General features: G+C 67.8%; 13 protein-coding genes. 3 read left to right on the top strand and 10 right to left on the bottom strand.

The features are described from left to right. Nucleotides 1–74: 74 nt before the first annotated feature. The 7 genes from J7024_RS14015 to J7024_RS14045 all read right to left on the bottom strand — a co-directional run bounded on the left by J7024_RS14015 (nucleotide 75) and on the right by J7024_RS14045 (nucleotide 8,121). A complete protein-coding gene (locus tag J7024_RS14015; protein ID WP_124826031.1) occupies nucleotides 75–479 on the bottom strand; it encodes a lysozyme inhibitor LprI family protein in 405 nt (134 codons plus the stop codon). Between the two features lie 282 nt (nucleotides 480–761). Beyond that, nucleotides 762–1,091, bottom strand: a complete 330-nt coding sequence (locus tag J7024_RS14020; RefSeq protein ID WP_124826032.1) for a DUF4148 domain-containing protein — start codon at nucleotides 1,089–1,091, stop codon at nucleotides 762–764. Nucleotides 1,092–1,368: 277 nt separating this feature from the next. Continuing rightward, the gene (locus J7024_RS14025) at nucleotides 1,369–2,244 is read right to left on the bottom strand and encodes a PilZ domain-containing protein (RefSeq protein ID WP_234745132.1); all 876 of its coding nucleotides are present in this window, start codon (nucleotides 2,242–2,244) and stop codon (nucleotides 1,369–1,371) included. A gap of 79 nt (nucleotides 2,245–2,323) precedes the next feature. Then, nucleotides 2,324–4,861 (bottom strand): penicillin-binding protein 1A, encoded by a 2,538-nt coding sequence (locus tag J7024_RS14030; RefSeq protein WP_233409990.1) that lies wholly within the window; start codon nucleotides 4,859–4,861, stop codon nucleotides 2,324–2,326. A 210-nt stretch (nucleotides 4,862–5,071) separates the two neighbouring features. After that, nucleotides 5,072–6,079, bottom strand: a complete 1,008-nt coding sequence (gene lhpH, locus J7024_RS14035) for a trans-3-hydroxy-L-proline dehydratase (RefSeq protein ID WP_175769991.1) — start codon at nucleotides 6,077–6,079, stop codon at nucleotides 5,072–5,074. Between the two features lie 63 nt (nucleotides 6,080–6,142). Continuing rightward, a complete protein-coding gene (locus J7024_RS14040; protein ID WP_124826036.1) occupies nucleotides 6,143–7,264 on the bottom strand; it encodes a branched-chain amino acid ABC transporter substrate-binding protein in 1,122 nt (373 codons plus the stop codon). Between the two features lie 119 nt (nucleotides 7,265–7,383). Beyond that, entirely contained in the window at nucleotides 7,384–8,121 is a 738-nt protein-coding gene (locus J7024_RS14045; protein ID WP_124826037.1) for a FadR/GntR family transcriptional regulator, read from the bottom strand. A gap of 265 nt (nucleotides 8,122–8,386) precedes the next feature. Between J7024_RS14045 and lhpI the strand changes: the two genes are divergently transcribed. The 3 genes from lhpI to J7024_RS14060 all read left to right on the top strand — a co-directional run bounded on the left by lhpI (nucleotide 8,387) and on the right by J7024_RS14060 (nucleotide 10,693). Beyond that, nucleotides 8,387–9,322: a bifunctional Delta(1)-pyrroline-2-carboxylate/Delta(1)-piperideine-2-carboxylate reductase gene (lhpI, locus tag J7024_RS14050; RefSeq protein ID WP_124826038.1), complete on the top strand. Its 936-nt coding sequence runs from the start codon at nucleotides 8,387–8,389 to the stop codon at nucleotides 9,320–9,322. 169 nt (nucleotides 9,323–9,491) lie between these two features. After that, nucleotides 9,492–9,896, top strand: a complete 405-nt coding sequence (locus tag J7024_RS14055) for a response regulator (protein WP_175760321.1) — start codon at nucleotides 9,492–9,494, stop codon at nucleotides 9,894–9,896. Between the two features lie 17 nt (nucleotides 9,897–9,913). After that, entirely contained in the window at nucleotides 9,914–10,693 is a 780-nt protein-coding gene (locus tag J7024_RS14060) for a helix-turn-helix domain-containing protein (protein WP_124826040.1), read from the top strand. A gap of 204 nt (nucleotides 10,694–10,897) precedes the next feature. Here the strand turns inward: J7024_RS14060 and J7024_RS14065 are convergent, their stop codons facing one another. The 3 genes from J7024_RS14065 to J7024_RS14075 all read right to left on the bottom strand — a co-directional run bounded on the left by J7024_RS14065 (nucleotide 10,898) and on the right by J7024_RS14075 (nucleotide 11,961). Further along, a complete protein-coding gene (locus J7024_RS14065; protein ID WP_096498726.1) occupies nucleotides 10,898–11,137 on the bottom strand; it encodes a UDP-glucose 4-epimerase in 240 nt (79 codons plus the stop codon). A gap of 17 nt (nucleotides 11,138–11,154) precedes the next feature. Continuing rightward, entirely contained in the window at nucleotides 11,155–11,445 is a 291-nt protein-coding gene (locus J7024_RS14070) for a DUF1488 domain-containing protein (RefSeq protein WP_124826041.1), read from the bottom strand. 117 nt (nucleotides 11,446–11,562) lie between these two features. Next, complete coding sequence (locus J7024_RS14075) at nucleotides 11,563–11,961, bottom strand: DUF488 domain-containing protein (protein ID WP_124826042.1); 399 nt, start codon at nucleotides 11,959–11,961, stop codon at nucleotides 11,563–11,565. Nucleotides 11,962–12,080: the final 119 nt, after the last annotated feature.

Raw genomic sequence — 12,080 nt, forward strand, 5'->3', positions numbered from 1 at the left:
GACGTGTAACGGACGAAGCCGGCCCGCCGCGCCGACTGCACTTCGTGCGGCCGGCGGCACGAAGCGCGGTTGTGTTACTTGGCAGGCACCGGGCACGCGAGATCGCCTTCCTCGCACGCCAGATAGCCCTTCAGCGTCTCGGTGCGCGTCTTAGTCAGATCGTCGAGGCAGGTCGACACGACCATCGGATACACGCTGCCGCCCTCGGCGTTCGCGCTGGAAAAGTTGCATTCGGCATCGCGGTAGGCAATCCACGTGCGCTGCGCGTTCACGAGCTTCTCGGCGAGCGGCCGGGCGTCGTGCAGCCTGGCGGCGACGGCCTGGTACGTACGGTTCAGTTCCGCATCGGATTTCTTGTATGCACGATCGGCACACGCGGTCATTGCCGCCTGATCCGTCGCGTCCGCGCAATTCGCCTGGGCATGGGCGAGGTTCGCCGTCAGCGCCAGCGAGCACAGCAGACCGGTCAACACACGCATGGATGCTCCTGGATTGTTTGTTGTTCGTTGATGTCGTGGAACCCGATGCCTGACCGGCGATGCTGCCGAGCGCCGGCACGCGGTGCTGCGGACAGGCCGGCGCTGGCCCCCCAGGCGCAACGGCTGTCGTACCGCGTCGGTATCGACCGCGATGCTAGCGCACGCGCACCGGATTGTCAGCCGGCGCCGCGCGGGCCGCGGACGCAAAAAAGCCCGCGCTTGAAGTGCGGGCTTTTCGATACGACCGGGCGGCGGTTCGAAAACCGCCGTGCAGCGAACGGCTTAGTGGCCGAAGTACACCGACGCACGATCGGCTGCGGCCGGCACGACCACGCGCTGGCCGGACTGCGACGTCGCGCTCGGGTTCGAACCGTAGCCCGTGGCGTCAACCGACGCGCCAGTGCCCTGCGCTGCGGCAATCTTCGCCTGTGCAGCCTGGATGTTTTCCGGGTAGTTCATCCAGTCGTTCGGGTTGTAACCGGCCTTTTCGAGCTGGACCAGTTCGGCACGCACTTGGGCGCGCGTCAGCGGCTGCTGGTTCGATTGCGCAAACGAGACGACCGGTGCGGCCACCAGAGCGGCCAGTGCAACTGCCTTGATCAGCGATTTCATGATGCTTACCTCCAGATTGTTTTGTCAGGCGCTCAGGACTCGTGGTCTGTTGCGCATGAGTAGAAGTCTAGGCTCGGCCAACATCAGGGTAAATACCTAAATCGCTAATTCACTGTTGACGTAAACCGTACAATCGGCGCGCATTCCGCTCAATCGTCAGATGATTTCCGCCGCATTCAAATGCAATGCGGCCGAACGCGCGCCGGCCGGCCCCATCGGAGCGGACGGGCCAGCCGCGCCTGTTTGCCTCGGATCGAACCACCGCCGCGAGTCGACGTCAGCGGACCGGATCGGCCTCCCCCGACGCCATCGACAGGTCGAACAGCAATGCCTTGAGGCGGATCCGGTCGGTCGCGGTCGTTTCGTCGAACGCGGCGTGATGGAGCGTCCATGCCGGCGCCGCGGGATCGGCGTGCACCGCGCGCACCGTGCTGGCGAGCGTCAGCAACTCGACGCGGTCGGCCGCCAGGCATGGAAGCTGCACGTGCAGCGGCTCGCCGGTCGCCGCGATCGGCCGGTCGACGGCGATCGACAGTCCGCTCAGGCTCAGGTCGCGGACGATCCCGATGCTTTCGGTCCCCGCCGGGCCGCCCGAGCAGCACGCCGCGATCCGTACCGGCACGCGCGGCTCCGCGCGCGTTCGCAGCCGGTCGACGAAGCCCGGCCGCGACAGAACCATGAACGGCGCGGCACCGGACAAGTGCACCGATTCGACGGTCGCGCCGAAACGCGACACCGCCGAACGGCCGATCGCGACCGCCTCGACATCGTCGCCCGGTGCGAAATCGAACTCCGCCGCCGTCCGAGGCTCGACGAACAGCACACCCGAGGCGCCGACGCCGATCAGGCGGCAACGCTGCAGCGCGCGCGTCGTGCCGACGCGGCGGCGAATGCCGATCGCGGCACCCGCCGACAGCGTCATCCGCGTCGCGGCCGGCGCGGTGTCGCGCGTGCGCGGGTCGGACTCGGTGCCGTCGCGCTTGCGCACAGGGCGGAAATGTTCGAACAGGAATGCGTGCTGCGCGGGATCGCGCAGCGTCGTGCCGGCCGGCAACAGCGCGGCGCCGCTCGCATCGTAGAGATCGAAGCCGAGCGGGACGCCGGCGGAGAAGTCGTCGCGCGCCAGCGCGACGTGATCGGTGGTAAGCCGCATCGGAAAGGCGCGGGGCGAGCGCGCGAGTTGTCGCAACACCTTCATTACGGCAACTTCGCGCGAAAACTGAACGGCTCGGTTACTCCGAACCGCCGGTGGCGTCCGGCGAAGCCGGCGCCGGTGGCGGCGCAGCGGCCGGCGCGGCGCCGCTGCCCGTGCTGCCCGCGCCCGCCGTGCTGCCACCCGCGGCCGGCGGCGGTGCGGGTTGCGCAGGTTGCATCGGTTGCAGTTGCGGCGCAGCCGCCGACAGCGCAGCCGCCGACGCCGCCACCTCGGACGCCGGCACCCACTCCTCGACCACGCCGCCGGATGCCGCGTCGGGCGCCGATGCGGCGGAAGCAGCCGACGCAGCATCGGCATCGGCCTCGGGCTGACGCTCGATACGCTGCGTCCTGACGGGTGCGGGCGGCTTCGTCGGCTCGGGCTTGAACCAGCCGTCGAAGAGGTCCGTCACGCGGTCGCGCACCATCGCGAACCAGCCCGGCGACGGCTCGGTGTCGAACTTCGCCTTCGTGTCGATGATCCGAGCACGCTGCGCGCGCAGGAAGAACTCGCCGACGATCGGCAGCGCGCTGTGCGCGCCCTGCCCCCAGTAGTCGCTGCGCAGCGTCACGCGGCCGTCGTCGAAGCCGACCCACGCGCCGGCGACGAGGCCGGGCTGCATCAGGATGAACCAGCCGTCCGCGTTGTCCTGCGTCGTGCCGGTCTTGCCGGCCACGTCGCCGCGAATACCGAAGCGGGTGCGGATGCTGCCGCCGGTTCCGCGCGTGACGACGTCGCGCATCACGTCGAGCAGCGTCTTGTCGGTCTCGGCATCGAGCGCGCGCTCGGGCGGTGCCGGTGCGAATTCGGCCAGGACGTCGCCCTGGCGATTCTCGATGCGCGTCACCATCTGCGGCTCGATGTACAGCCCGCCGTTCGCGATCGTCGCGTACGACGCGACCATCTCCTTCAGCGTCACGGGGCTCGTGCCGAGCGCGAGCGACGGCACGCGCTCGAGCGGGCTTTCGCGCACGCCCATGTCGCGTGCGAGCCGGGCGACGGCGGCCGGCCCGACCTTCTCCATCACCTGCGCGGTGATCCGGTTGCGCGACAGCGCGACCGCGTCGCGCAGCGTCATCGGCTTGCCCGACGGCGGCACGTCGTCGTTCGGGCGCCAGATCTCGCCGCCCTTCAGCGGAATCTCGACCGGCTGGTCGACGAGCGTGTCGTCCGGCTTCATCCCGTTCGCGAACGCGACGCCATAGACGAACGGCTTGAACGTCGAACCCGGCTGACGCCGCGCCTGCGCGACGTGATCGAACGGCTCGTTCGTGAAGTCGCGGCTGCCGACCCACGCGCGGATCTGCCCGTCACGCGGATCGATCGCGACGAAGCCGGCCTGCACGTCGGTCTTCGCCTTGCACAGCGCGCGCATGAAGCCGCGATCGGCCGCGAGCTGCTTCATCGCCGCCGCATCGTTCTTGCCCGCATCCAGCGCAGCCTTGTACTCGGGCGACTCGCGCATGAAGGTACGGAACACCTCGTTGTCGGTTCCGCAGCCGTCGCGGCCGCTCCATGCGTTGTTCGCGATGCCCTGCAACTGGTTCGCCTGCTGCGTCAGCGCCTGGGTCGCCATCTGCTGCAGCCGCGAGTCGATCGTGGTGCGCACGACCAGCCCGTCGGAGTAGATGTTGTAGTCGTTGCGGTCGGCCCAGCCGATCAGCCATTTGCGCAGTTGCTGCGCGAAGTGCGGCGCGGGCCCCGGCGACTCCTTCTGGCGTTCGAAGTCGATGCGCAGCGGCCGGCGCTGCAGTTGGGCGAACTGCGCGGGCGACAGCTTGCCGTACTTCACCATCTGGCCGAGCACCGTGTTGCGCCGCTGCAGCGCGCGCTCCGGGTTCAGCACCGGGTTGTAGTAGCTGTTGCCCTTCAGCATCCCCACGAGCGTCGCGCTGTCGAGCACGTCGAGTTCGTCGGCCGACTTGTCGAAGTAGGTGCGCGCGGCCATCTCGACGCCGTACGCGTTGTAGAGGAACGGCACCGTGTTCAGGTAGGTCTCGAGGATCTGGGCCTTGCTGTAGACGGCCTCGATCTTCAGCGCGGTGATCGCTTCCTTCACCTTGCGCGTGAGCGTCGGCGCACGGCCGATCTCGTCCGGGTACAGGTTGCGCGCGAGCTGCTGGGTGATCGTCGAGCCGCCCTGGCGGTCGCCCGAGAACGTATGGAGCGCGGCCGACGCCGTGCGCTTCCAGTCGAGGCCGTGGTGCTCGTAGAAACGGTGGTCCTCGGTCGCGATCAGCGCGTCGACCATGTGCGGCGAGATCTGCTTGAGCGGCACCCATTCGCGGTTCGACGGCTTGAATTCCGCCAGCAGCTTGCCGTCGGCGGACAGCACCTGAGCGGGCTGGTCGACCCGCGCCTTGCGGATGTCGCCGATGCTCGGCGTGAACGGGATCAGCAGCAGCACGTACAGCGCAAACAGCGCCGGCACCGCGGCGGCCGCGAGCAGTACGCCGCGGCGCGTCGGATGACGAAGATGGTGCCAGGCGACGGCCAGGACACGCTTGACGGGCACGGCGGCAGCGGCGGCGACGGGTTGGGCGCGCGCGACCCACTTGGCACAGAAGTCACGCACAGACGACACGTTTCGGCGATTCACGCGGGTGGGGGATCTGCTGGAAAGGCTGCATCGTACCAAAACTCGCGCGCCACACCGGCGGGTAGCCGCCCCGCGCATGCGAGAACGGCATCCGGCCGCGAGTGTTCACGTGCAAAAAAAGGCGCGCGTCCCGCAACGGGACGGCGCGCCAAACCTGGTACAACGGGGGGAGCCGGGCGCCGACGCTCAGCGCACCAGAAAGCCGTAGGTCAGCGGATCGCGCTCGTCGATGATCCAGTTCGCGAATCCGCAGATATGCGCGCTGCCCTCGACTTCCGGGATCACGGCCGGGATGTCGCCGACGGTCGTCTCGCGCAGCACGCGCCCCTTGAACACGGTACCGACGATCGACTCGTTGACGAGCGTATCGCCGGCCGCGAGCAAGCCGCGCAGGTACAACTGCGCGACGCGCCCGCCGGTGCCGGAGCCGGTCGGCGAGCGGTCGACCTCGCGATCCGCGAACACGCAGCAGTTCGCCTGCGTCGAGCCCGGATGGCGCGGCGCGTTCGCGATGATCGTGCCGTAGATATGGTTGATTTCCGGGATCTCCGGATGCACGACCGGATATTTCGCGTTCGCGGCGGCCTTCACTTGCGCGCCGAAGCGGATCAGCTTTTCCACCGCCGCTTCACGCACCGGCAGGTCGAACGGCGCACCGTCGACATAGAAATAGAACGCGCCGCCATACGCGATGTCGCCGGTCACGGTGCCGAACGACGGCGTGTCGACCGACACGTCGCGCTGCCAGATGAACGACGGCACGTTGACGAAGCGCACCGGCCCCGCGTGCTCGCCGTCCCATTTGACGAATGCCTCGATGAAGCCGCACGGCGCGTCGATGCCGACCCGCGTTTCCGGCACGGTGCGCTGCACCCAGCCGAGTTCGACCGCCGCGGTCGACAGCGCGATCACGCCGTGCCCGCAGTGGTCGCTATAGCCTTCGTTGTGCAGGAAGATCACGCCGAAATCGGCATTCGGCGAAACCGGCTCGGTCAGATAGCCGCCGTACATGTCGGCATGGCCGCGCGGTTCGAACATCAGTGCTTTGCGGATCTCGTCGGCATTCTCCCTGAGCCACGCGCGACGCTGGACGATCGTGTCGCCGGGCAGGCGCGGCAGCCCGCTCGTGACGATACGGAACGCTTCGCCGCCGGTGTGGACTTCGACGGTGGAAAGGGATCGGGAAATTCTCATGGGCGATCGAATGCGTGAAAACGACGGACGGCGGCTCCGCGGCCGTCCGGTGACGGTTGACGATTACTTCGCGTACGGCTCGGGCAGGCCGTTGCGGATCACGTAGACGGTCGTCGGCGCGCCCTTCAGGTCGCCGTTGGAATCGAACGAGTAGGTGCCTGCGACGCCGACGTAGTTCGTCTTCGCCAGCTGCGCGATCAGCTTCGCCTTGTCGGTGGTCGTGCCCGCCTTGACCATCGCGTCGGCGAGCAGCTTCATGCCGTCGTAGTAGTTGACGCCGTAGACCTGCGTATCCGTGTGATAGGTGTCGTGGTACTTCTTCAGGAATTCGCGGCCGGCCGCGGTCTTCTCGAGCGCGACGCCGCCCTGTGCGCAGTAGACGATCGATGCCGCGTCGCCCGCGACCTTGCCCATGTCGGCCGAGCAGATGCCGTCGCCGCCGAGCAGCTTCGCGCGCAACCCGCGCTGCTTCATCTGCTTGGCCATCGGCGCGCCCTGCGCCGCATAGCCGCCGAGGAAAATCACGTCGGGGTTGCTGGCCTTGATCTTGGTGAGAATGCCGAGGAAATCGCTGGCCGACGAGTTCGTGTACTCCTGGTCGACGATCTTGATCCCGCTCTCCTTCGCGACCTTCATGAACTGCTCGGCAACGCCCTGCCCGTATGCGGTGCGGTCGTCGATCACGGCGGCCGTCTTCGCGTGCAGCGTGTGCGCGGCGAACGTGGCCATCGTGCCGCCGAGCTGTTCGTCGCTCGCGCCGATCCGGAAGATGTTCTTGAAGCCCTGGCGCGTGAGCGCCGGGTTCGACGCAACCGGCAACAGCGGCACGCCGGCATTGGCGTACACGCGCGACGCGGGAATCGCGACGCCCGAGTTGTATGGTCCGAGCACCGCGACGACGCCCTTGTCGATCAGGTTCTGCGCGACCTGCACGCCCGCTTTCGGGTCGGCCTGGTCGTCCTCGGACAGCAGCTTGAACGTGACGGTCTTGCCGGCAACCTTCACGCCCGCCTTGTTGAGCTCGTCGACGGCCAGCCGCACGCCATTTTCATTGTCCTTGCCATTGGCGGCCTGCGGGCCGGTCAGCGGCGCCGAATGGCCGATCATCACGACTTCCTGCGCGTGGGCGGAAGTCAGCGCGCCGGCGGCAATGGCCACCGAGAGTGCTGTAACGACGTGTCGCATGGCGTCTCCTGATTGGTTTTGTGTGAAACCAATGTATGTCACATCTGGTCAATAATCAAGCAATTTAAAAATTACCTTTTATAATCTGGTTTCTTTCAATACCAGAACAATGCGAAGAGTCATTTCGGCGCGATGTCGCGCCGCACGCGACGGATGTGCTGCTCCACATAGAACGCGGCCGCATCGGCGTCGCCGGACACGATCGCCTCGTAGATCAGCCGGTGCTCGGACACGTAGAGCCGGATGCGGCCCGCGTCGTAGATTCCGTCGTCCTTCAGCCGCTTCCACAGCGGCTGGTCCATCGTCTTCGCGACTTCGTCCGCGATCTTCACGATCAGCGCGTCGCCGGTCATCAGCGCGAGTTGCCGGTGGAACAGTCGGTCGCTCTCGTTCCACACCGCGCGCTGCTGCGGATCGTCGACGTCGGTGATGGTTTCCATCTGCGCAAGATAGCCCTCGGCGACGGGATCGGCGCGACCGTGCGCGGCCGCGAGGCGTGCGATCGCCGGTTCGAGAATGAGCCGCACGTCGAGCGTCGACGTCGGGCTGAAGTCCGCGTCCGGCGTGCCGTGCGTGTCGCCGCGCAGCGCGAGCACGTCGAGCGGCGCCGGCACGACGTAGGTGCCGGAATTGCGCTTCGTGAACACGAGGCCTTCGTTCTGCAGCGCGCCGAGCGCCTCCCGCACGGCCGGCCGGCCGACCTGGAACAGCGCCGCCAGTTCGCGCTCCGACGGCAGCCGGGAATCGGCCGCATAGCGCCCCGCGCGGATCTCGTCGCGGATCTTCTCGGCGACCTGCTCGTAGATCTGCAGCGGCCGGAAACCGGCTTCGGGCGACTCGGGACGGGCGGACATCATCGGCAGGCTCCTGCCCGGGCGGGCGTGGACGTGAAAGGGGTTCGCACTATACCGGAGCGACACCAGTGCCGATACGCGCAACAGCCCATCTGGACGGATATTAGAACCAAAATCGGCAATCCGCTCGATTTTCCGGATTGCGGGGCGACCTTAAACTGGTATAGATTTGATCCAGAACATTCGCTGTCGCGGTACCTGGCAGCCTCCGTGGCGAGCGCCCCCCCGCGCCCGTCGTCCATGCCCTCCGATGCAACCGACCTACACGATGACCGCCCTCTCCCGGATTCCCGCTTTCGACGCGACCGAAACGGCCGCGCTGCTCGACTACCCGGCGCTGCTCGCCACGCTCAGGCAAACCGTCGCCGAATATGCAGCAGGCGAAATCGTCAGCCCCGAGCGGCTGGTCGTGCCGCTGCAGGCCGGCGGCGTGATGCTGTCGATGCCGTCGAGCGCACGCGATCTCGCGATCCACAAGCTCGTGAACGTCTGCCCCGGCAACGGCGCGCGCGGGCTCCCGACGATTCTCGGCCAGGTGATCGCGTGCGATGCGACCACCGGCGCCATGCGCTTCGTGCTCGACGGCCCGACGGTCACCGGACGCCGTACGGCGGCCGTCACGGCACTCGGCATCCAGGCGCTGCACGGCACGGCGCCGCACGACATCCTGCTGATCGGCACCGGCAAGCAGGCGGCCAATCACGCGGAAGCGCTCGCGGCGATTTTCCCGGACGCGCGCCTGCACGTGCGCGGTTCGAGCGCCGACAGCGCAGCCGCGTTCTGCGCGGCGCACCGTGCGCAGGCGCCGCGGCTCGCGCCGCTCGACGGCGACGCGATTCCCGATGCGATCGACGTCGTCGTCACGCTGACGACGAGCCGCACGCCCGTCTATCGCGAAGCGGCGCGAGAGGGCCGGCTCGTGGTCGGCGTCGGCGCATTCACCGCCGACGCCGCCGAAATCGACGCCGACACCGTGCGCCATAGCCGGCTCGTCGTCGACGACCCGGCCGGCGCACGCCACGAGGCCGGCGACCTGATCGTCGCGCAGGTCGACTGGCGGCAAGTCGCGTCGCTCGCGGACGTGTTGCGCGGCGCATTCGAGCGCAGCGGCCCGCTGCTGTTCAAGAGCGTCGGCTGTGCGGCGTGGGATCTCGCCGCGTGCCGCACGGCGCGCGACGCACTGGACGCGCGCCTGGGCAACTGATTCGGCGGCAGCGCCCCGCTGCCTGCCGCATGCCCGTCATCGCGACGTACGCGCGCCGCCGCATGGCGGTACGCGTTGTAGGAATCGCCCTACAACACGGCGAAGCCGCCTACACAAACTTCCAATTCGGCCGATTTCCTTTTCGGCGGCGGGCCACGATACTGCCCGCATGAATGCCAGCCTGCCACCCACCACGCTCAGGGTATTCCTCGTCGATCATGCCGTCGCTGTCCGGCAACGGATCGCGCTACGCGTCGGCGCGATCGGCGGCGTCGTGGTCGTCGGCGAAGCGGAAGACGGCCAGGACGCGTGGGCCCACATCCGCAGCAGCCACGCGGACGTGGTCCTCGTCGACCTGCGGCTCGCGGACGGCAGCGGCCTCGACCTGATCGGGATGCTGTCAAAGGCGACGCCGCGCGTCGTCACGATCGTGCTGACGAATCATTCGGCAGCGGCATTCAGAGAGGCATGCGCGGCGGCCGGAGCCGATTACTTCTTCGACAAGACCGCCGAATTCGACGCCGCATGCCGTGCCATCGAATCCCTGGTGCACGCTCGCGCGCACCATCCCTGACCGAGCCAGAGTGACCCATGTCCACCGCCGCCACCTGTGCAGCCGACCCGTTCGTCGAGCCCCGGCCAACGCTTCCCCTCCGTGCGGTTGCGTCCGCCGACGCGGCCAAACATCCGGCCGCGCGCTGCTCCGTCTGCGCGATGCGCTCGATGTGCCTGCCGCCGGACCTGACGGCGGCAGAATACGGCCGGCTCGACGCGATCATCTGCGCGACGCGGCAGATACGCCAGGGCGACGCGCTGTTCCGCACCGGCGACCCGTTCCACAGCATCTACGCGGTGCGCGCGGGCTCGTTCAAGACGGTGATGATGCACCGTGACGGCCGCGAGCACGTGACGGGTTTCCAGATCGCCGGGGAAACGCTCGGGATGGACGGCATCGGCAGCGGCCAGCACTGCTGCGATGCGATCGCGCTCGAGGACAGCGTGGTGTGCGTCATCCCGTTCGGCGCGCTCGAAGCCGCTTGCCGCGAGATGAAGTCGATGCAGCATTTTCTCTATCAGATGCTGAGCAGCGAGATCGTCCGCGAATCGAGCCAGATGCTGCTGCTCGGCACGATGTCGGCCGAGCAGCGCGTCGCGCATTTCCTGCTGAACCTGTCGGCGCGCTTCGAGGCGCGCGGCTATTCGGCATCGGAATTCAACCTGCGGATGACGCGCGAGGAAATCGGCTGCTATCTCGGGATGAAGCTCGAAACCGTCAGCCGGATGTTCTCCCGGTTCCATCGCGACGCGCTCGTCGAAACGCGCGGCAAGCGCGTGCGGATCATCGACGCACAGGCGCTCGCGCAAGTCTGACCGGCGTCGGGGTTGCGTTCGCTTCATCGCGACGCGTCGCCGGTCGCGGCGCCACGCATCGCCTCCGCGACGTCGTCACCGCTGCAGCATGGCAGCGATGCCGGTGCACAGAGCCGGACATGACCTGATCCAGCCGCACGTCGCGAATCCGGCTCCCGTCGGCGGACGTGCGCGACTCGATCGCATCGATCGACGTGCCGCCGTTCACACGCTGAACGTCTGCGACGTCTTCATTTCGATCCACGTCATCCCGGCGCGCAGCCCTTCGATCGCCGCCTCGTGCTCGGTCGGATACGCGTGGCTGTGCTCGAACGTGTGATGAAAGCGCGCCGGCCCGGTGCCGTGCTCGACCGACACGCGACAGCGGAACTGGCCCGATTCGCACGGCCGCGTCTCGACTTCGACCGACCAGTCGCGTTCATGAATATTGCCCTGCAGTGTCATGCACCCTCCTGCGGGTATCAGTCGTCGAGCCGGAAGTGACCGCTATGCAGCAACACCGGCCGGCCGCCGATTTCGTCGAGCATTCGCCGTGCCATCGCCTCGATCGCCGGCCGGTGCGCGTCGAACGCACCCAGCAAATCCTGCTCGAGCAGCGATCGCGCGCCGAAATGGTCCTCCAGTGCTTCGGCCGTGACCGCGCACTGCACGCAGCGACCGTCGACCAGCGCCGAAAACGCGACGACCAGATCGCGTGCGCAGTATTCGGGCGGGTCCGGTGGAAAGGCAATCTGCATCTGTCCGCCTGTCATCGTCGTAACGACTCCGTGATCAGAGCATAGTGGTGTGCGCCGCCGCACGCTTGACTCACGTCAAGCGGTTCGCCCGGCCATGCGATGCCACGCGACATGACGCGCGGCCGGGCAGGTTCAGCCCGCGTCCGCGTCGATCGTCGCCCCGCGCTGCGCCAGCAGCTCGCGCAGCACGCTGCGATGGCAGCGATGCTCGTCTTCGCAGTAACAGCCGATCGAGAATGCGCTCGTTGCGGACAACGCCGCGAGCAGGTCGAGCACCTTCGGCGCGTCGCCATGCGCCATTTCCGCGCGGAAGGAACGCGTGAACGCGCGCCATTGCGCGTCGGTTTCGGCCGTCAGCGCCTGCGCGACGAGTTCGGCGCTCGGCGACAGCGTCGGCAGCCATACATCATAGTAGTTTCGCGACGCGAATTCCGCCTTCGGTACGCCGCGCGGCGGTCGCCGCACCGTGCCGATCCTCAGGCCCTCGCCGGGCGCGCGTGGCGTGCCCAGCCGTACGATTCGAATAGCCATGCCGCTCCTTCGTCGCGTTCGATCCCCCATCGTACCGCCGCGCCGCAGCCGCGCAAGAAAAAACCGGCTGCCTCCGCATGGAGACAGCCGGTTTCGGCGATGCGATCCGGCACGCGCCG

Origin of the sequence: Burkholderia sp. WTPI3 (genome assembly GCF_021483755.1) — a bacterium.
Classification (GTDB): Bacteria; Pseudomonadota; Gammaproteobacteria; order Burkholderiales; family Burkholderiaceae; genus Burkholderia.